Source organism: Brevibacillus sp. MS2.2, from assembly GCF_013284345.1.
Taxonomy (GTDB): domain Bacteria; phylum Bacillota; class Bacilli; order Brevibacillales; family Brevibacillaceae; genus Brevibacillus; species Brevibacillus brevis_C.
This window is the reverse complement of record NZ_JABSUZ010000044.1, coordinates 21,082-42,831: the sequence shown is the minus strand read 5'-3', so window position 1 is coordinate 42,831 and position 21,750 is coordinate 21,082. Positions and strand designations below refer to the sequence as shown.

Here is a 21,750-nt window from a genome sequence, read left to right as displayed (position 1 = left end):
TAAAAAGCTGGAAGTGAATTTTGACGAATATCAACGTTTTTGCTGGGAGTATACCATTCATCATCTGGAGTCAACGATTTCCTTTATGGAACAAAAAATGACTTCCTTGTTGAAACAACCAGCTTATTCCGTTTAACCACATAAAGCGAAGGGCTCATGTCTTGTGAACAATGAGCCCTTCGTTTTTTTCATTTATTTAAGATTTTCTGGATTGAGGCATTCGAGCTCAGGAACAACGAAACGTCCGTCTTTACGGATCAGGCGATCGTCAAACCAAATTTCTCCACCGCCCCACTCAGGGCGTTGAATCATAACCAAGTCCCAGTGCACGGAGGATTTGTTTCCGTTAAACGCTTCATCGTATGCCTGTCCTGGTGTAAAGTGGAAGCTTCCATCGATTTTTTCGTCGAAGAGGATGTCTTTCATTGGGTTTTGGATGTACGGATTCACGCCAATCGCGAATTCCCCAACGAAACGAGCACCTTCATCCGTATCAAAGATTTCATTAATCTTCTCTGTATCGTTTGCAGTTGCTTCGATGATTTTGCCATCCTTGAAGGTCAGCTTGATATTGTCGTAGGTAAAGCCTTGGTAAGGAGATGGCGTGTTGTACGCGATCGTACCGTTGACGGAATCACGGACAGGAGCAGTGAATACTTCTCCGTCAGGGATGTTGGCTTCACCTGCACATTTGATTGCCGGAATATCTTTGATGGAGAAGGTCAGATCGGTGCCTGGCCCTACGATACGTACCTTGTCGGTTTTCTCCATCAGCTCGACCAAGCTGTCCATGGCTTTATCCATTTTGCCGTAATCAAGCGTGCACACTTTGAAATAGAAATCTTCGAAAGCAGCGGTGCTCATATTAGCCAACTGAGCCATGGATGCATTTGGATAGCGAAGCACGACCCATTTGGTATGTGGTACGCGAATGTCCAGTACAGGACGGGCTAGCAGCTTGGAGTGTAGCTGCATTTTATCTCCAGGCACATCAGAGAGCTCACTAATGTTATCGCCACCGCGGATGCCAATGTAGCAATCCATTTGCTTCATGAAAGCCACATCTGCTTCACGCATGATACCCAATTGTGTTTCGTTGGCACCCATCAAGAGTTCGCGCTGAACGGATTGGTCGATCAGTTGGACAAACGGATTTCCCCCAGCTTCGTATACCTTGGCAATGACGGCTTTTGTCAGATCGGTAACGTTGCCAATGGAGTAAATTAAAACGTTTTCACCAGGCTTGACAGTCGCCGAATAATTGACGAGGACGTCAGCCAGTTTTTCAATTCGTGAATCTTTCATAGGAAGGGGATCCCTCGCTTTCCATATCATTCTTATCCATTGTACACAACTCAAACAGAAAAAAGCTACCCACTGACGAGGGTAGCTTGCGGAGGAAACGCGCTTGAAGGATTCGGTACTTCATGTATATGCAACGACCTGCTAAATATGGCTATATCTTCGGGGAAGAAAGATTAGTCGCAGCTGCACCCGATAATAACCAGCAGGATGAAAAGAATCAAAACCAGAGTGAAGCCGTCGAATTCTCCATTAAAGATGCCGCTCATCGAATAAACATCCTCCTCATATGTGTGTTAAGCCTCTTGTGCTTACATCTACAACATATGGGTGATCGCATAGGACCGAACCGGGCATCCGCCCATTTTTGAGAAAATTGTTTGGGGAATCTCTCATTTTTCATACTCTTGCAGTTCTCGATGTTTATTATTCTGAAAAGCAGGAAAAGCTAGAGGATACCAAAAGACTTTGCAAGTATGAAAGGATGTTTATGTGATGCAAAGATCATTATCTAGCATGCAGCATGATCTGGTACAAATTACGATTAATGTTGGAGAAGACTTTAAATCCATTGTGTGGAAAGCGCAATACGACATGGACTTCAATACAGAATGTCTCTTTTGTTTCTCCGAGCAAATTACCGGCTACCGTGTAGAAGACGAAGACGGAAAAGCGGGGAAAGTCGCCGTTTGTCCGCATTGTGAAAAAGTAAACGCCATCTACGCGTAAGATTGAAGTTTGATGGCAAAGAAAAGACGATGTTTCTTGCAAGCATCGTCTTTTTTGCGTTCTTTCAAGTTTTGGAAGGTACCGATGAACGCCCACAACTCGTGAGAAGAAAAAGCACAGGGCTCGCAGACCTTGACAACGCCTACCCAGTCGGAACTTAAAAAAGGGGACCACGCTTGTCGAACACTTCTTCCCTGAGATACATCCGCCCGTAGGGTGGCTTTGGCTCGACGGTCCCCTTTTTGAAGTGGAGACGGCCAGTGAATCTCCCATGCTGGCGTGTCAGAGTCGAAGAGAACTGTGCTTTTTCTTCTCCTCCACTATGTTGACTCAAACCAAATAGACCGCGTCCTTCTTAGTCTATATCTGACTCTATATCCACCAAGTACCACCTGTTCTTTAGCAGGATTGAAAGGAGGCTTCTCGAATAGTATGAGAGACATACATAAGTAGATAGGTAGGGGTGAACACCGTGCAAAAGAGATGCAACCGCTGCGGGAACGAAATGGAGATCGAGCTGCGCAACGTCGTGTACCGAAAACGGGTTAAAATCATGAATGTACCTGTACACGTATGCGTGGACGAAGACTGTGACCATTCCCAAGTGGTAGATGTGATTAAGAATGATTTGAAGTCACTCATGGAGGAACTGGGCCAACATCCGCAGCGCCAGGCAATCGAATTCGAAGAGATGTCAGAGTTATCCAACTTATTGGTATTGATTGCTAATGAGAAGGTGAATTCGACCGTAAGAGAACTACTTGGTGAAAAAGTCAACGAGCTATTGGATCTGTTTTTGTTGGCGCAGTCCCTTGGCGATGAAAAATGGATGCTGGAGCTACGCGAGCGTCTAACAAAAATTATGGTGTAAGGATAAAGAGATGCCTAGAAGAAAGGTATCTCTTTTTTCATTGCTCCCCTGCACCGCAAATGTAGACTTTGCCGCTTGGACTTATGTATACTGATAGGCACATAAGATAAGGAGAGATGAACGATGTCACAAAAACAACTTCACTCCATAGAAGAACTGGATGAGTTCGTAGCGAAAAATGGGAAAAGGCTTTTGTTTAAGCATAGCACGATCTGCCCAATCAGTACGTCCGCTTATGAAGAGTTTCAGGCGTATTTGCAGGACAATCAAGTGGAATCTGCGGTCATTCTGGTACGGGAGGATCGCCCTGTCTCCAACGCCGTAGCGGATCGTTTTTCCATCAAGCACGAATCCCCGCAAATCTTTTTGCTGGAAGACGGCGAAGTAAAATGGCACACGTCTCACTGGAAAATTACAAAGGACGCGATTGGTCAGGCGCTCAACGTGTAATCAAAAAGCCGGAACACCTTATAAGCGAGGTGAATCCGGCTTTTTGCATGGAGAAAAAGAGCGCTGGAGAAACTATTCCCAGAATAGCTCCAACTTGTCTCCACTTTTCAATTCTGTCTGGAAGTTGGCTTGTTCTCCGTTGACAAGCATGACGAATCCGGAGATGCTCTCACGGTCGGGCTTTTCCAAGGACACATCGACAAAACGGAAGACGTCGCTAAACACTGGTGAAGACGCAGGTGAGGATTTTACCGTGATGTTGGCACCTTCGCTCACGGGATCGGAGGCATTCGCCGCCTTTCCGTCTACCGTAATCGTTACCTGTGCGACAGGCAATACGACTCGTTCACCATTGAAGTGGACGGTCATTGTCTCCTGTACCCATTCTTCCAAGGGGATGACATCCTGAATGGAAGGGGCGGGGACTTCATCTTGCCGGTATACGAGGACATCGCCTTGCCGGACGACATCTGTCAAGGCAGCTTGCCTTCCGTTCAGCTCAATCACCTCGATATGGGACGGAATCGTGTAATCTTGTCCATTCACAGAAAAATGCAAGCCCGACTCCACTGATGCTTTTAGTTCGGCGAGCTCTAATACCTCATATACTGTGCGGGGGAGACGGATGTCCACCTCGGCACGATCAGTAATTAAAGTATCGAGAGTAGCAACCACTCCGTTAACATGTACGACTGGACCGAGTGAGTAGGGACGATCATTGCAGATCACCTCAAGCGTGTCCAGCTCAGCGAATAAATCTTTGGCAAACACACGCGCATCCTCGCCATTTGTACCTGCTACTACGGTGATTTGGTCCCCGTCATTGATTGGCGTGTCGAGACTGACGCTCTCTTTGTTGCGCTCAATTACCGGCGCCGTACCATGACCACCCGGAATCATTTTCATACGTCCGTTTACGGTAACGGTCATTGCCATTCCGGGGCGACCATACAGACGGCGGATATCCAGTCCAGATGCAATGAGCGCATCACCCAACGTCATTTTTCGCAAATCGAAAATGCGTACAGGAGAGTCATTGACTGTAACGGTTACATAGCGCAACGGATGACGGCGCGCAGCAACAGCAATACCGACTGGCGTTACGAACTCAGGCCCACTGAGCGCAGGATTTTCTCCGACGTACTGTTTGATCGCATCGCCGCCTCTGACAGCAACACGGGCGGCAGGAATATTCAAGACCTGAGCGACTTTTCCAGTAAGCCCAGGGGTGAGGCTACCGCCGCCGATCAACATGACCGCTTGCGGAGCTTTTCCGTTGAGCTCCAATATTTTGAAGGCAATTTTATCTGCGAGCTGCTGGATGTCTGCTTCAATCGCACTTGTTACCTCGGCCGCGCTCATCGTATGCTCCATGCCGAGAATGTCGGTGAAGGTGACGGACTCCTCGGTGGATAAGACACGCTTCACTTCTTCTGCCATCGGAAAATCCATGAGAAAGGCGTTCATTATCGCATCCGTGATTTCATCTCCTGCAACAGGCACCATGCCGTAGGCAGTAATGGCCCCTTCCTCAGTCAGCGCTACATCAGAAGTACCTGCCCCAATGTCCACCAATGCAATATTCAGTCGGCGCATAGTCACAGGAATCAGGACATTAATCGCCGCAATAGGCTCAAGTGTCAATGCCTGCATTTCTAGATCGCATCGTTTCAGAGCAGCGATCAGCGAGTCGACAACCACGCGTGGAAGGAAAGTTGCGATCACATCTGCGCTTGCTATGTCACCCCGCTGGTCAATCAGACTTCCGATCAACTCTCCATCCAGATGGTAGTTGACGACGCTGTAACCGACGCAATAATAGCGGGTGACGTCTTGATCCTTTAGTTCTTGGGCTAATGCGGCTTGGGCCTCCTGTACAGCGGAAAACTCCAAAGCGACAACATCATCACGCGAGATGAAGGCATGTCTGGCTAACGGCATGTCCACACGAACGCGGCGGGTGCGCAATGACCGACCAGCAGCAGCGACCGCTACCTGATGAAGTTTGCCGTATTTTCCTTCCAGCTCCTCTTTTATTTGTTGAATCACCTTAGCTACGGCGACAATATCGTGAATTTGCCCATCGAGCATGGAGCGTTCATCGTGCTCTCGAATTGCGCAGTCCAATACGCGGTACTGATCGCCGGTCGTTTCCACGATCAGGCCGACCACGCTGCGCGTTCCAATATCTAATGAAAAAATAAGCTCAGGGGCTATGATGTCAGACAAAAGTAGGTCACTCCTTGTAAGAGGTTGTTCAAAAAGTCTTTACAATACTTATCGGTGTTTTTGGACTGAAATGGAAAGGAACATTCACTTTTAGCTAGAACATATATCCAAAACTATTCGATTTAAAAGGGAAAGAATCCTGTCGAAGCAAGGAATCTTCTTCGGTTTGACGAATAATTTGAAAAGATAAAAAAACAGAAAAAATTTACTTTCGCGCTTTTTGGCGCTAAACTGCTGACAAGGGTGTTTGAATCGATTATAATTACCCTAATTTATCGATAAATCCCTATATAAAAAGAGGAGAGTGGAGAGAGATGGCACACGATCAGATCGAAACCATGCGCAAGCAGATAGACGAGATCAACCTGCAAATTCTTGAATTGGTCAACAAACGAGCTACCTTGGTTCAAGAGCTCGGCAAAGAAAAAGAAAAACAGGGCAGCAACCGTTTTGACCCAGAGCGTGAGCGCCAAATGCTCAATCTGCTCGTTGAAAACAATAAAGGTCCTTTCAATGACAATGCTATTCGTCATTTGTTCAAGCAAATTTTCCAGGTTTCCTTAGATCTGCAAGACGACGATAAGAAAAAAGTACTCCTCGTTAGCCGTAAGAAACAGGCAGAGGATACGGTTATCACTGTAAAAGGCGTAGAGTTCGGTGGAAAAAATCCGATTCTCATCGCAGGCCCTTGCTCTGTGGAAAGCTACGAGCAGGTAAGAGCAGTAGCAGAAAACCACGCAAAACGCGGACTGCGCACACTGCGCGGTGGCGCATACAAGCCTCGTACTTCGCCATACGACTTCCAAGGACTGGGTGAAGAGGGCTTGCAAATCCTCAAGCGTATCGGGGATGAGTTCAACCTCGTAACGATCAGTGAAATCGTAACGCCAGCAGATCTTGAGATGGCGACGAAATACATCGATGTCATCCAAATCGGTGCTCGCAATATGCAAAACTTCGAGCTGCTGAAGGCGGCAGGTCGTGTGAACAAGCCGATCCTCTTGAAGCGTGGCCTCTCTGCTACGATTGAAGAGTTCATCTACGCGGCAGAGTACATCCTGTCCGAAGGTAACACGCAGGTCATGCTGTGCGAGCGTGGAATCCGCACGTATGAAAAAGCGACACGCAATACGCTCGATATTTCTGCAGTACCACTCCTCAAGCAGGAGACGCACTTGCCAGTGTTTGTAGACGTGACGCACTCTACAGGTCGTCGTGATCTGCTCTTGCCTTGCGCGAAAGCAGGTTTCGCAGTCGGTTCTGATGGAATCATGGTAGAGGTTCACCCAGATCCAGATGTAGCATTGTCTGATGCGAAGCAACAGTTGAACATTCCACAGTTCAACGAGTTCGTTGATGAGCTGCTCACTTCTGGTTTGTACAAAGGCGAGATTGTGGCAACGAGAGCATAAGAATACCTTTCGAATACGATTTGAGGGTCCTTCCTGCGCGCGGAAGGACCTTTCTCATTTGACGAACCATTGGCGACCAAGTAAGCTAGAATTACGTGCTGATATTGATGAAGGAGGAGAGGACATATGGAAGACAACCATCAATGCTGCTCGACTGATCGGTCCACCGAAAGGCCGGATAAAATCAAGTCTAATCTCATCTCCCGTCTGAATCGGGTAGAGGGACAAGTTCGCGGAATTCGCGGAATGGTAGAAAAAGATGTCTACTGCGACGACATTCTCAATCAAATTGCGGCTGTGCAGTCTGCCCTGAATGCGGTTGGGAAAATGCTCCTCGAAGGACATATGAAAAGCTGCGTGATGGATCGCATTCAGCAAGGCGATCATGAAGTGATTGATGAGCTTTTGAAAACGATGAACAAACTCATGAAGTAACGGGTGCACAAGCCGTCAAAAACGATTGCATCGGCATACGGCTTGTCGTATCATAGGTGCATATATTTATGAAAACGTTTATGAAAACCAAAAAATAGGGAAAGTGAGGGTGCATGATGCCGGTTACTATATACGACGTAGCAAGAGAAGCGGGGGTGTCGATGGCGACAGTTTCCCGCGTAGTCAACGGGAATCCCAACGTAAAGCCTTTGACCCGAAAAAAGGTATTGGCTGCGATTGAGCGCTTGGGATATCGACCAAATGCGGTTGCTCGTGGACTCGCCAGCAAAAAAACGACAACAGTTGGTGTCATCATCCCGGATATCTCCAGTTTGTTTTTCTCCGAATTGGCCCGAGGAATTGAAGATATCGCTACCATGTACAAATACAATATCATCCTGTGTAACTCTGACCAACGGATGGAAAAGGAATTGCAGCTCATTAATACTTTGCTCGAAAAGCAGGTGGACGGGCTTCTGTTTCTGGGTGCAGAAATCAAAGAAGATCATTTGCAGGCATTAACAAGCACCTCTGTACCGACTGTACTCGCGGCGACTCGCGATGCGGACAACGTACTTCCGTCGGTTAGCATTGACCATTTCCAAGCGGCATACGATGCGACAGAAGCATTGGTTGCACGCGGGCACAAGCGGATTGCAATGATCGCGGGTCCTGCAAACGATCCATTGGCAGGGTTGATGCGCTATGAAGGTTATAAAAAGGCATTGAAAGATGCGGGTATCGAGCTGGATGAAGAGCTGATTGCGACAGGCAACTACTTTTATGAATCTGGCTTGTCCACTACAAAAGCGTTCCTTGCCCTTAAAAATCCGCCGACGGCGATTTTCGCAGCAAACGATGAGATGGCCATTGGTGCGATTCACGCCATTCAAGATTCTGGCCTGAACGTGCCAGGTGACATCGAAGTCATTGGTCACGATAATATTCGTCTGGTTGAAATGGTACGTCCACGACTAACTTCTGTCGTACAGCCAATGTATGATATTGGTGCGGTGGCAATGCGCCTGTTGACCAAGTACATGAATAACGAGAATGTCGAAGAGCATGTTGTGCTGCTGCCGCATCGAATTGAGTATCGAGAGAGCACAAAACCCGAGCAAGTTTGATCATAAAGGGACGTAGGCAATTGACAGCAAGAGGGGGATGGGAAATGCGTTACGGAATTATTGGCGCGATGGATGAAGAAATCGCGCTTTACTTGGAAGCGATGCAAGAGACGACTACTGCCACCAAAGCAGGCATTACCTATTACACAGGTAAAATGGAAGGCAAAGATGTCGTGCTGTGCAAATCAGGTGTCGGAAAGGTGAATGCTGCCGTGACGACACAAATCCTCATCGATTCCTTCCAAGTAGAACGTGTCATTTTCACAGGTGTTGCAGGAGCTGTTCATCCTGAATTAAATATTGGTGACATTGTGGTTTCGACGGATTGCATCCAACATGACATTGATGTGACACCACTTGGCTTTGAGCCAGGACAGATTCCGTTTACAGAGCGATGGACCTGGCAAGCGGATGCTGAGCTGATGCAGCAAGCGATCGATGCGGGCCAGGAGCTGGAAGCGGGCGTTCAAGTAGTGAGCGGGCGTATCTTGTCCGGCGACCAGTTCGTTGCCAGTCGGGAAAAGGTACAATGGCTGTATGAGCAATTTGCAGCACATTGTACGGAAATGGAAGGGGCATCTGTAGGACAAGTGTGTGCGATGAATGGCGTGCCATTTGTCGTGGTTCGCTCGATGTCGGATAAAGCAGACGGCTCCGCGCATGTAAACTTCGTGGAATTTACCAAGCTGGCTTCCCAACGCTCCTATGCGATTGTCCGTAACATGTTGACAGCTTCAGCAGCATCGACAGCTGCGGGAGTGATCGTCTACTCGACGAAAAACTGTGTGGATTGCGACATGGTTAAAAATTGGCTGACAGCAAAAGGCGTTTCCTTTGAAGTGCGCGATGTCATGACGAGTCGTGCCTATCAAGAGGAAGTGGAGCGCTTTGGCTTCATGGGTGTGCCTGTAACAGTCGTGGGCGATAAAGCGGTAAAAGGCTTCGCACCGTCTGAGTTGGAAGAGCTAGTGAAATAGGGTTTGGAATAGAAAAAGCGTGCTGACCAGTACCCAAAGGTACGAGGGCAACACGCTTTTTTTTACTTTTCATCCAATAGGTGCGTTCAGCATTGCACGTTCTAACGTAAGCCGATTTTTTTCCGTGATCTCTGCTCGTCGTGGAATTGTTGGGAATGGTTCGTCAAAAAGCCGAGATGGCAAGGGCAAATCCGTCTCAGGTTGCCAGCGCTTGAGCCAGGCTTCGGGAAGATCACCGTCCGTAAGAGGCTGATCGCTCATCTCACTCCAGACCAGGGTCCATGCCCGCGGCACCACCCGCCAAATATCGTAGCCCCCGCCGCCTACAGCAATCCAGCGACCGTCACAATATTCATGAGCGAGACGGTGAGCAAGACGAGGAATCGCCTGATAAATCTTCATTGAGCAAGACAAATGGGTGAGGGGATCGTATGCATGAGCGTCACAACCATTTTGGGTCAGGATGACATCCGGTTTGAAGCCAGCCGCTAGCTTTGATACCAACTCTTCATATACTTCCAGAAAAGAAGCGTCTTCTGTGAAGGCATCGAGCGGAACGTTGACAGAATAACCGTAACCGCTTCCATCTCCACGTTCAGACAAATTCCCTGTTCCTGGGAAGAGATACTTACCCGTTTCGTGAATGGATACAGTCAGTACATGAGGGTCATCGTAAAACGCCCACTGTACCCCATCTCCATGATGGGCATCTGTGTCGATATACAGCACGCGCGCATTCCAGTTTTTTCGCAAATAAGCGATCGCGACGGAGCAATCGTTGTAGATACAAAAGCCAGAGGCGCGTCCACGAAAGGCATGATGCAGTCCACCAGCGGGATTGAAGGCGTGTTCTGCCTGTCCACTCATAACCGCGTCCACTGCGTTTAACGTACCTCCGACGATCAGCGAGGACGCTTCATGCATGTTCGAAAAACAGGGAACATCCTCTGTCCCCAAGCCATAACTGGCTGCCTGCGGAAGCTCGTGTTCACTATGGCCCTGATCGCGAACAAATTGGATATAACGCGGGTCATGCACCAGGGCGAGTTCTTCATCTGTCGCCGGTCGGGGAGTCAGGATGTCTGAGTCTTTGAGTATTCCGTAACTGCTCATCAGATCATGTGTAAGGAGCAGACGACGCTGGTTGAACGGATGATCATCATGAAAATAATATTGCGTGTAGTCTGGAGAGTAGATCAGACGAGCATTTCGGCTCACTGGGGTATCCCTCCTTCCGTAGGTCCGATTACGGAAAAGCCCTTTTCAAGGAGCAATTGCGTCACGATACGAGGATCAATTGTCTGTACCCGAAAAACAAGGTTCTTTTTTGCGTGCTGTTTCCCAGGAAAAACCACGACGCTCGTGACATTTACTTGTGCATCGCGAAAGACTTGACTGACTTCTGCCAGCATGCCAACGCGGTCATCTACTTCGACTTCGATATGGGAGCTGGGCTTGTTAACGCCGAAAAGTTCGATCAGGCTAGAGAAAAGATCCGATTCTGTGATTAATCCTACGAGCCGATTCCCTTCGACGATGGGTAGTGAGCCGATTTTGTGCTCGTATAGTTGGAGGGCTGCGTCTTCGATGAAATCCAGTGGGTGGGCAGTGATGACTTGTTGATTCATGATATCGGCTACAGGCTTGTGCAGGACGGTGTCGTCATCGTCATGTGTCAGCAGGCGAGAGGGGAGGGCGTCTCGCAGGTCACGGTCCGAGACAATACCTACGAGTGAGTCGTTTTTAATGACGGGCAAATGCCTGATTCTGTTTGCACGGAGGAGAAGAAGCGCTTCTCCGATTGTAGTGGATGGCTGGATCGTGACAATTTTTTTTCGCATAATCTCTTCAATACGCATAAGAGTGACCTCCTGGAATCAAAAGGCATCCAAACTAGTAAAGAAAACGATTTTGAAACCGCATAGCATCAAAGGCAACGACTGTTTCTGGCGGTACACGCTTGCCGATTTTTGCCATGAGACAGTTGGCGGGATGTGAGCATATTTCCGGATCGTCTGTCGCCATCCAGCTCAGGCCTGCGCTACCCATGACCTTTTCCATGACCTTTCTGTATTGCCATACATCGAGTCCTGTTCCTTTCAGGTCCCAATGCCAATAATACTCCGTTGTAATAATGACGTAGTCTTCCATGGCGTCGTCCAAGAAGGCGACTTCCAGCAGCTTTTTGCCTACGCCACCCGCTCTCACTTTATGACTGATTTCAATCGCGCCCAGCTCCAGCAAATCGGGCAGTTGGGCTTGTGACCATCGCTCCAGTGGATCGGGGTGCAGAAAGGTTACGTAGCCGAGGACGAGGTCTCCTTCGCGTGCAATAATAATGCGCCCTTCAGGCAAATCCGCGATTTCGATGAGAGCTTCATGCTGCTGTTCAGGGATACGAAAAGCTTTCAGTCCTTCATCAAAGCGTAATGAGGCCAGATAACTTCCTGTAATCGGTCCTTCGACGAGCAGCTCCTTGTTGTTCACCATTAAGCTCAATGAATGATAGCGTTTGACGTGCTCCATCAGTTCCCCCCCTTACGTTTGTAGAAAAACAGAGATGGCGTCTAACCATCTCTGTCAGTTGTCATTCCAGTTTATTCTGTGGTGTTGGCAGTTACGATGTTAGAATGTGGCGATTCTCCGTAACTGTTGACTGCGGTAATGTAGTAGTTACTGCCATTCGGTACTTCTGCTGCGTGTGTAAAGCTTGTGCTAGAGACAGTACCGAGTAACAAATAGCCGCTTGCTGAGTCTGGGCTAAAATATACGTTGTACATCTGCTCAGACGAGCTGCTTCCTTTCCACTTTAGCTGCCAACCGTTAGGCGTGTTTTTGATAGACAAGGATTTCGGAGCAGCAGGTGGTGAAGCGGAATCTGTGTTTGTATTCGTGCCTCCTGATCCATCTGCTGGGTTCGTCACAGTTCCATCTGGATCTGTTTGACCATTCCCGTTATTGTCCATCGGATTCGGGATGCCTGTTTCGGTACCTTGATTTGGATCAGGCAACTGCCATGTCTGTGTAGATCCGACAGAAGCGATTGCGGAAGGCTGCGATTCATTACCAGCGATATCCACCGAAGTGACATAATAGCCTAAATCTCCATGGTGTGCAGTCGTATCGGCAAAAGTCAATTCCGACGGATCTTTCACAGTCGCTACTTTGACAAAGCCGTTCTGCACATCAGCGCGGTAGATGCGATAACCGACCAAGTCAGCTTCTTTGGCTGATTGCCACGTAAGCGTAATTTGCTTGCCAGAGCCTGTAGCCGTTACACCGCTTGGAGAAGATGGCGCTCCACCTGCCTCTGTACGAGGGTCTTCCTTGTCAGGCAGGCGTTGCTCCCAATCTGGTGGTTGGGTGGCGACCCTACTGTTTTTCGCTTGAATTTGCTCCTTGGTAGGCAGCGGATCAGGTGAGCGGTAGAAGACGCCTTCGGTAACAAAATCCTCAGGTGTTCCTTCCTTCGCCAAATAACGTTCGCCATTATACGTAATGACACGTGCTTTTTGGTGGGAGTCGTCTACCTTCGTCGGAACGAACTTGCTGTTGAAAATATCAGTGATCAAATGGCCAGCTTCCTTTGAAAGCTCACTTGGCAAAAGACCTGATTTCGAGTCAACAGTCGCGCTGACAATTCCTGCCGGCTTTTTAAAGGTGGAATCAGGAGGTGAAAGGTTCGGATGCTTCGCAATGACATCCTTCATGACTTTACCCCATACGACCATCGGAACATATTTGTCGGCGTCTGGCATTGGATATGGCTCGTCAAAGCCAACCCATACCCCCATGGACAGCTCTGGCGTGTAACCGACGAAATAGAGGTCGTTGCTGTTGTTCGTTGTTCCGGTTTTACCTGCCACATCGACTTTGCGCGGCACGTATTTGCGGATGTGTGTACCCGTACCGTTATTGACAACGGAACGCATCATATCAGTGATCAAGTATGCTGTTTGCTCGCTGTACACTTGCACTGGTTTAGTCTCATGACGGTAAATTACTTTTCCGGTGTTATCTTCAATTCGGTCAATCAGATAGGCATCCACGAAAGAACCGTGATTTGCGAATGTCCCATAGGCGTTTGTAATTTCCTCAACAGTTGTTCCGTAGGTGAGACCGCCAATTACGCCAGTGGCTGCATAGTTGTCAGCATCCACCAATGTTGTGATTCCCATTTTCTTCACGTATTCGAGAGCCGTTGGAATGCCAACTTTCAAATACGTCTTGATCGCCGGAATGTTCCAGGACATACGCAGTGCTTCACGGGCACTCATCATCCCTTGCCATTTGTTGTTCCAGTTCTTAGGTAAATGGGAACCGTTCTGGCCGTCAGCGAGTAGCACCGGAGCGTCATCGATTGGGGATGCTGGCTGGAGCAATCCCAGTTCAAAAGCAGGAGCATAAGCTGCAAGTGGCTTCATGGCCGAACCAGGCTGGCGTGGTACGGTGGCGTGGTTCGTCTGTTCCACCTTGAAGTCACGTCCCCCGATCATGCCGAGGATAGCTCCTGTTTTGTTGTGAATCAGCATTGCGCCGACTTCTTCCAGAGCATTTTCGATTTTCTCTGTTTTGCCGTTTGAGCGACGAATCGTATAGGTACGATTCTTACCGAAGTTTTTCGGGTCGGCTGCAACAGCCTGCATGATGTCATATACGCTCTTGTCGATCGTGGTATGTATCTTGTACCCTTTTCGCAGTATGTCGCGACGTTTCTCTTCAACCAGCTGTCGGTATTCGTTGCGGCCGATGGTTGATTTGTCTCGTCCTTTTTCCAAGAGGTCTGCATCCACAAGTTGACGTGCGGCACGATCTTCAATTTCCATCATCAAGAAAGGCACTTCTCGATAAGCTTGCTGCGTCGGTTTTGCTAGCTGTGCCTTTAAATCACTGGCGAGAGCTCCATCGTATTGAGTTTGTGTGATGTAGCCATTTTCCAGCATCCGATCCAGCACCATTTTTTGGCGTTCCTTCCCGCGCTGATAGCTTTCTGCACGGAATGGAGAGTAGGCACCTGGATTTTGAATCATGCCCGCAAGATAGGAGCCCTCAGCGAGCCCGAGCTCTTTTACATCTTTGCCAAAAATCCCTTTCGCGGCAGCCTGAACGCCGTATACGTTTGAACCGTTGGCGTTTTTTCCAAAGTAAATTTCGTTCATGTAGGCTTCCAGAATCTGATCTTTGGAAAACATGCGCTCGATTCGAATCGCGGTAAAAATTTCACGTGCCTTACGGGTGTGGCTAACTTCAGCAGAAAGGATTGTATTTTTTACAAGCTGCTGTGTAATCGTACTACCACCTGTTACGACGGGCTGGTTGGTAATTTCCTGAATCGCTCCGCGCATGGTAGATTGAAGCGAAACTCCGGAGTGGTGGTAGTAGGTTTTGTCTTCAGTTGCGATGATGGCATTAATTAAATAGGGAGAAACGTCTGCTTTCTTCACCAAACGTCGATCGCCTTCTTCGGCCCGCAATTGGCCGATCAGAGAGCCGTCGTTGTAGTAGGCGAATCCAGTCAGATAGTTAGTGAAGATTTTATTCTCCAGTTCCTCCTTGCTGCGCACAGGCTCGTCCTTCACGAGTGCGGCAACATAACCTGTCACGATTCCTCCTGCGACTGCAGCTCCCATTAGCCCGAGTACGAAGACGATTTGGAAGATGATCCAGAACGTTCTACCACGGCTTCTGCGTCGCTTTTTCTTCGTCGGTTCAGAGGAAGATGTGTGGTTATTCGACATAATCTACGACCCCCTAGCATACCCCCTGATTATACCATACGAGGAACCTAGAGGATAGAAAATGCGTAGGAATTAGCAAAATGTGTCAAATACCGTTGAAAGTTGTCGGGTGTATGAAAGCAATAAAAAAAGAGCAGGCCGACAAGCGGCACTGCTCTTTTTCTTTTTATCCTCAGACGATTAACGGCTGTAGAACTCAACGATCAGAACTTCGTTGATTTCAGCTGGCATTTCTTCACGGTCTGGCAGACGAGTGAAGGTACCTTCAGCAGCAGCATCGTTGAATGTAACGTAGTTCGGCAGGAAAGTGCGACCTTCCAGAGAGTCCTTGATCAGTTGCAGACCACGGGACTTTTCACGAATGGAGATTACATCACCCGGTTGTACGCGGTAGGATGGGATGTTTACTTTTTTGCCGTTTACCAGGAAGTGACCATGGTTTACCAACTGACGAGCAGCTGGGCGAGTTGGAGCAAAGCCCATGCGGTATACCAGGTTGTCCAGGCGGGATTCCAGCAATTTCATGAAGTTTTCGCCCACTACGCCAGCCATTTTGCTAGCATTGTCGAAAGTGCGGCGGAATTGTTTTTCGTTAAGGCCAAACATGTGGCGCAGTTTTTGCTTTTCTTGCAACTGGATTCCGTACTCGCTCAGTTTACGACGGTTGTTGTGACCGTGTTGACCTGGAGGGAAGTTGCGTTTGATGTCTTTTCCTGTACCATCGAGGGAGATACCCAGACGACGAGCCAGTTTGTGACGAGGTCCTGTGTAACGTGACATGTTTTCATTCTCCTTTAATATGGATTCGCAGGTGTTTACTTCCGGCAGGTTAGTTCCTACTTTATCTACACGAACTTCGGACGGTAGCGTTTCCGCATCGTGCTCCTCACAGATGATCAGCCGCAGTCTGTAAAGGGAGGGAACTAAGAGGGTACATCCTTCCGTTTTTACCTACAATCAATGCTACCCTGTACACATACATTCAATAATACTAGGCGCGATATAGTAAAGTCAAGGGAAAAGAAGCGCGCCATCCGCCGCAAGAAGTGGGATGGATGGCGCTTTTTGGGTTTTATTTTCGCAACAAAGTAACGGGACCGTCTGGATTATCCCGTTTTTCGAGGAAACGGGTAAAGGTAATGGCTGCATCAGCACGAGGGACGAGGCTTTGTGGCTGGAACTTCTGCTTGTCAGTTGGCACGATACCGAGTGTAGTCGCGATGATGATCGAACCGCGGTACTTCGAATTGGCAATGTCTGAGAGCTGGGACTGGAACATGCCAGGGAAGTCCGTCAGTTTTTTGTAACCGAGTGCACGAACAATCATATCAGCGAGCTCTTCACGTGTAATCGTCTCATTTGGGTTCAGCTTGGAAGCATTTTTATCGAGAAGACCGCGATCAACAGCTCCTTCTACGGCTGAGAAGAAGCGCGAACCATTTGCCACATCGCTATAAGTGGCCTTGCGTTCCAGAGAGTACTGTGGATAGTGATTGCCTTGGTTGAGACTGATCATGAGCATTTCAATCATTTCGCCACGTGTGATCGGTTTTTGCGGCATAATTTTGCCGTTTTCAAGCGTGAGTGCGTCGTATTCATACATCAACAAGAGTTCCTTTTCCGCCGGATGACCCTCCAAATCGGCAGGAGCCGGACGATGAAGCGCAATCGTTTTGCCAGTAGAGGTGGAGCTCCACTCGCCTGTTACAGCATCAAGGTAATACGGCTGCTCAAACGGCGTCATTGTCGCGCGATAGACGATCTTGGCAGTTCGCTTCGGTGTGTAGGAAGGCTGCTCTTTCGCGCGTTTGGCATCCTCAGGAGTAAGAGGGACGAGGGCGTATACTTCCTCTGCTTTTGTCTCTGTCCACCATTTTTCGCTCGCTTCGGCAGCAGGCAGATGCTTGGGAACTTGTGTCGGGTATGTTTCGCTGCCCAATTCAGTACTGTAACTCATTAGATCGCCTGTTTCTGTGTCAAACGTGAAGTAGGCAGAGCCGCTAGCTGCAGCTATTCCATTGATAAAACGCTCAAATCGGATCTGCGTCCGCTCGGAATCAACGGGTTGGTTTTGGATTTCCTCTTCAAAACGCTCTGTCCAGTAAAGCTGGTGGGCCATGGTTGGCGCCAAATCACGAATCGTTTCCATCGCTTTTGCCTTGAATTTTTCCATGTCTGGCTTTTTAGAAGCGCTTGTTTTTTCTTTACGGCCACGGAAGTCCTTGTCCAATCGGTAGATATCCCCGGTTACAGCATCCACGGAGACATACGCAAATCCGTCTTCGCTATTGCCCTTTTCGCCGAATTCGAGATCCCAGACAGGACGATTGCCACGGTAGTCTCTTTCATTGTAATTGGCAGAACGAAGCTCGTAGTTGGACAACTTCAATGCTTTCGATGCCCATTGCACAGCTTCCTCTTGGGAGAGCGGTTGTCCGCTGCGGCGTGCAGATAGGACCTTGCTGCTTACAGGCTCAGGATCTTTCGCTGGTTGATACGGAGTTAACGATTGTGTCAATGCTTTCCCGTTCTCCGCATCAATGTAGAAGGTGAAAGGATTCGTATACCCGAGAGACGGCTTGTTATTTTGCGTCTCCATCCGTTCCCACGGCAGCAGGTAAACTGGTTTTGGATTCGCTTGTTCTTTAAACAGTTTCTCAGCTTCTTCTTCCGAGATTGTCGCATCCGTGTCCTCGAAAGTCACGTCGTTCCAGGACAGAGAATAGTTGGTCACTGTGCCGGAAGCATCTACCGTGATATCTGCGCCGTTATCAGGAAAGAGAATGCCGTCCACGTCACGAACAAAGCGGAAATTATAGTAGACTTCCGAGTTCAGGGGAGTTTTTGGCTCTGGCATATCGCGCGTATACAGTCTTGTTTCCGCTGCTTTTCCTGCATTGTTTTTCTCGAAAAAGCGCTTCGCCTGCTCTTGCGCCTCTGTATAGGAAATTCGTTTTGCATAAGGAAGCGAGGAGGCTTCCTGCTCTTGACGCGAATAGGAAGTCAGCTCGCCTGTATTGGCGTGGATACTTGCGCTATAAGATAGAAGGACTTTTCCGTTTTCCGGATCTTTCTTCACCCAACTAAACGACCATTCTGGAAATGGGCGCCAGCTATCCGCTGAACGAAATGACACATTCTGCACCGTCATTCCTGCGGTGGGTACTATTTTGGTAGCGAGTGCCAAGGCTGCTTCCTTGGACAGCTTTGCTTTGGCCTGTGCCACGGAGTCTGCTTGTGCCACAGTAGTCGCCATTTTATTGGTACTTACATGAGGTGACTGTGCATGCGCTTGAGCCACAGGCAGCAACAGACTGGCAGATAGAACAAATGAGCTGGACCGAATGATCCACGGTTTCATAGGAACCCCTCCAACGATGTCATATTCTTCTTATCACCTCTGACGAGAGGAAGTAAAAGTTCGTTTCAGTTCAAATTCACGAAAAAAGCACCCGGCATTTGCAGAAAGGAATGAAATATAGGAATTTTGTACCAAATGTTTTTTTATCAATCTAGAATTGTGAACATGCATCTTATATAATAAGAAATACTATCCATAGAATACAGAACGGTAAGGAGATAATTCGTTTTGGAAACCATTATGTATCTCATTCGTCATGGAGAGACGGAGTGGAATCAGGTTCGTCGTATACAAGGCCACAGTGACATCGCATTGAACGAGCTCGGGGTACGTCAGGCCGAGCAAGTAGCAGGCAGATTCCAAGGCGAGACGATTCACGCTTTTTATTCGAGTGATCTCAGTCGGGCACACGATACGGCTGCCAAGATTGCTGGCAATTTCCAATCCTCTGTTTCTACGCGGACAACCTTGCGGGAGCGCTGCTATGGGGAGTGGGAGGGGCTCACCTATGAAGAAATACGTGAGCGGTTTGAAAATCAGGATGAAGCCTCCTGTGGAATTGAGACATTCGAAGACATGCAGCGTCGAGCTGTAGCTGCCATGACAGAAATAGCAGGGAGTCATCCAGGTGAGGCGATTGTCGTTGTCTCGCATGGCGGTCTCATTAATAGCTTCTTGCATTATGTGACGGTAGGAGAACAAGGAACGGGTATCACACGTATTGATAATACCGGTATTACGATATTTCGGTATGTAGATCGCAGGTGGGAAGTTCTATCCGTTAATGATACAGACCATTTGAAAGCTTGAGAAAATGCTGAGAGAGGGAGTTTCTCGTGTCAAGCAAAATGTTGGGGAAGTTAGAGACGGTCTTTTCCTACACGGCCCATTTTATCTTACAATCTTGGCCGGAAAAGCGCCCAGGCATCCTTTTCTTGACAGATTCCGGGGGCCGCGTAATCAACTTCATGGAAATGCAGGTTGGTCCATCTCGGAATTCTCAAGGGCTTACCCTGCAACACGATGTATCGATTGGCAAAGTCTTTGATTTTATTGAAGAGGCACTTTCCTCCAAAGAGATCGTAGTCAAAACGAGAAGTGAAATGAACAACGTATGTGGAGCCTTTCCTTTGTGTGAAGAAGATGGGAGGGTTCGAGCTGTCATTGGCATGATAGCGCCCGAAGACCAAATCCAATTCGATTTGTCATCCTACATGCGCGGGCTAGAGCCGTTGATTCGCATGGGATATGATGCGTATATTCAACACGTCACCAGCCAGATTGTCATGGATTTGACGTTGCATGATACGACCAAAGAGCTGCTGCAAAGCTTGACGGGTCAGGTCAGTGACATTATCCAAAAAGGCTATTGTTCGGCCGTAAAGCTCGCGGACAATGCCACGTTGATTCCGCAGGAGAACGTAACAACACAAGAGGCGGAAGTTGGACAAACCCACATTGCTCAACTGGTTTCGAGATTCGGCACGACGCAAATCATGCCTTCCATTTTGGATGACCACAGGCTTGTGGTCGTTCCTGTCTCCTTGAACCAAACACCGCTCTACGCATTGTTTTTGCATCTGCCACCCGAAGAGACAGATTGCGTGTACGATGAACGGGATGTTGCTTTTTTGCAAGAAATAGGCGCGAAGGCAAGCTGTGCGCTTTGGCGTTCGATCATGTCGGACGACCTGCGTCGTGAAGCGAGCAAAAAAGATTTGTTGTATCAATTGATGTCAAAGATTCAGGCATCCATTGATGTGAATGATGTTTTGCATGAAATCGTGACGAGCATTCCCAGTCTTTATCCGTACTTGTCGGCAGAGCTTTTCCTGACGGTTGAACCCAATGCAACCACCCCGGTCAAACAGCTTTCTTTTCAAGAAGTAGAGCCGTCTACCAGTACCAAGGCCTATTTGGAAGGACGTCTCATTGCCGAAGAAGTGGGGGAAGGGGAGCAACAGGTGACGGTGATCGCAGCGCCACTCTTGGGCAAGCAGGGCATCTACGGTGTATTGCAAGTGACGTCCGATCAGCGAATCACCCTGAATCAGCATGAAAAGGACTACATCTCCATCTTGGCGGATACTGCTGGGACTGCGTTTGAAAACGCTCAGCTCTATCAGCAATCGCGCAATTTGATTCGAGAATTACGTTTGATTAATGAGATGGCGCGCCAGTTGAACAGAAGTCTTGATTTAAAGGAAATTCTCGATTTTGTTACGACAATGATGCGGGCTACCTTTGATGCGGAGTTTTGTGCCATCTTGCGAAAAACGCCGGGCGAGGATTGCTTCGATGTACTTTCTTCCTCCATTCCAGCGTTCAATGGCATGGCTATCGATTCAACAGAAAAGCCATTTCAGCAAATATTGCAAAACAAGCAGGCGTTGTTGCTGGCTCAACCGGGGGCAGGACCACTTCCTTTTTCGCTCTTTACGTGCTGTTCCTTCATGGGGGTTCCGCTCGTTGTTGAGGGTGAGATTAGTGGAGTCCTTTTAGTCGCAGATTCCCGTTATCATTTTTTTAGTTTTGACGACTACAAACTCCTCGAAATATTTGGACAACACGCGAGCTTGGCAATGACCAACGCCGTCCTGCATAATGAAATGGAACGAATGGTCATTACGGATAATTTGACAGGTCTGTACACGAGAAGACATTTGAATGAACGAGTAAGAGGATCATTACAAAAAGACAACTATGGCTCGTTGATCTTGATCGATATTGATTATTTTAAAACTGTGAATGATACATTTGGCCATCAGGTAGGGGACGAGGTACTGATTCAGGTCTCCAATCTGATTCGACATAGCATCCGAGACAGTGATATCGCAGCAAGATGGGGTGGAGAGGAACTCGCTGTTTATTTGCCGCGTGTGGACAAAAACACCGCGCATTCCGTGGCAGAGCGCATACGGGAATGCGTCGAGCAGGAGACGTCTCCACAGGTCACGATCTCGTGTGGACTAGCGAAATGGAGCAGGGAGATGGATGTAAACCTGAGTGTAGAAGCGCTGTTCCATCAAGCAGACATTGCTTTGTATGAAGCCAAAAATTCAGGTAGAAATCAAGTTGTTCTCGCCTAGAGCCAAAACAATGGCTCTTTTCTCTTTTCG

18 protein-coding genes are annotated in these 21,750 nt (G+C 48.3%); 9 read left to right on the top strand and 9 right to left on the bottom strand.

Annotated elements, in window-relative coordinates; genetic code table 11:
• Positions 1-192: 192 nt before the first annotated feature.
• Together HP568_RS26275 and HP568_RS26270 are read right to left on the bottom strand one after the other, a co-directional pair.
• Complete coding sequence (locus tag HP568_RS26275; RefSeq protein ID WP_173630661.1) at positions 193-1,305, bottom strand: aminopeptidase; 1,113 nt, start codon at positions 1,303-1,305, stop codon at positions 193-195.
• A gap of 173 nt (positions 1,306-1,478) precedes the next feature.
• Complete coding sequence (locus HP568_RS26270) at positions 1,479-1,571, bottom strand: YjcZ family sporulation protein (protein ID WP_017250455.1); 93 nt, start codon at positions 1,569-1,571, stop codon at positions 1,479-1,481.
• Between the two features lie 226 nt (positions 1,572-1,797).
• On the opposite strand from HP568_RS26270, the gene HP568_RS26265 reads away from it, so the two are divergent.
• The 3 genes from HP568_RS26265 (at position 1,798) to ytxJ (ending at position 3,352) form a co-directional block, all read left to right on the top strand.
• On the top strand, positions 1,798-2,031 hold the full coding sequence (locus HP568_RS26265) for a hypothetical protein (RefSeq protein ID WP_047071914.1): 234 nt from the start codon (positions 1,798-1,800) through the stop codon (positions 2,029-2,031).
• A 472-nt stretch (positions 2,032-2,503) separates the two neighbouring features.
• A complete protein-coding gene (locus tag HP568_RS26260) occupies positions 2,504-2,902 on the top strand; it encodes a hypothetical protein (RefSeq protein WP_082195972.1) in 399 nt (132 codons plus the stop codon).
• 123 nt (positions 2,903-3,025) lie between these two features.
• The gene (gene ytxJ / locus HP568_RS26255; RefSeq protein WP_048034000.1) at positions 3,026-3,352 is read left to right on the top strand and encodes a bacillithiol system redox-active protein YtxJ; all 327 of its coding nucleotides are present in this window, start codon (positions 3,026-3,028) and stop codon (positions 3,350-3,352) included.
• 72 nt (positions 3,353-3,424) lie between these two features.
• Here the strand turns inward: ytxJ and HP568_RS26250 are convergent, their stop codons facing one another.
• The gene (locus tag HP568_RS26250; protein ID WP_173630660.1) at positions 3,425-5,581 is read right to left on the bottom strand and encodes a cell division protein FtsA; all 2,157 of its coding nucleotides are present in this window, start codon (positions 5,579-5,581) and stop codon (positions 3,425-3,427) included.
• 314 nt (positions 5,582-5,895) lie between these two features.
• On the opposite strand from HP568_RS26250, the gene HP568_RS26245 reads away from it, so the two are divergent.
• The 4 genes from HP568_RS26245 (at position 5,896) to HP568_RS26230 (ending at position 9,532) form a co-directional block, all read left to right on the top strand.
• A complete protein-coding gene (locus tag HP568_RS26245; RefSeq protein ID WP_048033998.1) occupies positions 5,896-6,993 on the top strand; it encodes a bifunctional 3-deoxy-7-phosphoheptulonate synthase/chorismate mutase in 1,098 nt (365 codons plus the stop codon).
• Between the two features lie 126 nt (positions 6,994-7,119).
• A complete protein-coding gene (locus tag HP568_RS26240; protein WP_007720961.1) occupies positions 7,120-7,428 on the top strand; it encodes a metal-sensitive transcriptional regulator in 309 nt (102 codons plus the stop codon).
• 116 nt (positions 7,429-7,544) lie between these two features.
• Positions 7,545-8,555: a catabolite control protein A gene (ccpA, locus tag HP568_RS26235; protein WP_173630659.1), complete on the top strand. Its 1,011-nt coding sequence runs from the start codon at positions 7,545-7,547 to the stop codon at positions 8,553-8,555.
• A 44-nt stretch (positions 8,556-8,599) separates the two neighbouring features.
• Entirely contained in the window at positions 8,600-9,532 is a 933-nt protein-coding gene (locus tag HP568_RS26230) for a 5'-methylthioadenosine/adenosylhomocysteine nucleosidase (RefSeq protein WP_173630658.1), read from the top strand.
• A 69-nt stretch (positions 9,533-9,601) separates the two neighbouring features.
• Here the strand turns inward: HP568_RS26230 and HP568_RS26225 are convergent, their stop codons facing one another.
• From HP568_RS26225 to HP568_RS26200, 6 genes are all read right to left on the bottom strand, one after another.
• On the bottom strand, positions 9,602-10,750 hold the full coding sequence (locus tag HP568_RS26225; protein ID WP_048033996.1) for an acetoin utilization protein AcuC: 1,149 nt from the start codon (positions 10,748-10,750) through the stop codon (positions 9,602-9,604).
• A complete protein-coding gene (locus HP568_RS26220; protein WP_048033995.1) occupies positions 10,747-11,391 on the bottom strand; it encodes a CBS and ACT domain-containing protein in 645 nt (214 codons plus the stop codon). The genes HP568_RS26225 and HP568_RS26220 overlap by 4 nt, the downstream gene beginning before the upstream one ends.
• 34 nt (positions 11,392-11,425) lie before the next feature.
• Positions 11,426-12,058: a hypothetical protein gene (locus HP568_RS26215; RefSeq protein ID WP_047071930.1), complete on the bottom strand. Its 633-nt coding sequence runs from the start codon at positions 12,056-12,058 to the stop codon at positions 11,426-11,428.
• Positions 12,059-12,129: 71 nt separating this feature from the next.
• Entirely contained in the window at positions 12,130-15,270 is a 3,141-nt protein-coding gene (locus HP568_RS26210; protein ID WP_048033994.1) for a penicillin-binding protein 1A, read from the bottom strand.
• 180 nt (positions 15,271-15,450) lie between these two features.
• Positions 15,451-16,050, bottom strand: coding sequence for a 30S ribosomal protein S4 (rpsD, locus tag HP568_RS26205; RefSeq protein ID WP_048033993.1), 600 nt, complete (start codon positions 16,048-16,050; stop codon positions 15,451-15,453).
• 292 nt (positions 16,051-16,342) lie between these two features.
• Positions 16,343-18,631: an S-layer homology domain-containing protein gene (locus tag HP568_RS26200; RefSeq protein ID WP_173630657.1), complete on the bottom strand. Its 2,289-nt coding sequence runs from the start codon at positions 18,629-18,631 to the stop codon at positions 16,343-16,345.
• A 228-nt stretch (positions 18,632-18,859) separates the two neighbouring features.
• Here HP568_RS26200 and HP568_RS26195 point away from each other — a divergent pair, with 228 nt between their 5' ends.
• Together HP568_RS26195 and HP568_RS26190 are read left to right on the top strand one after the other, a co-directional pair.
• Positions 18,860-19,441 carry a histidine phosphatase family protein gene (locus tag HP568_RS26195; protein ID WP_048033991.1) on the top strand — a complete coding sequence of 194 codons (582 nt, stop codon included), beginning with the start codon at positions 18,860-18,862 and terminating at the stop codon, positions 19,439-19,441.
• 38 nt (positions 19,442-19,479) lie between these two features.
• Entirely contained in the window at positions 19,480-21,720 is a 2,241-nt protein-coding gene (locus tag HP568_RS26190) for a sensor domain-containing diguanylate cyclase (RefSeq protein ID WP_173630662.1), read from the top strand.
• Positions 21,721-21,750 lie beyond the last annotated feature (30 nt).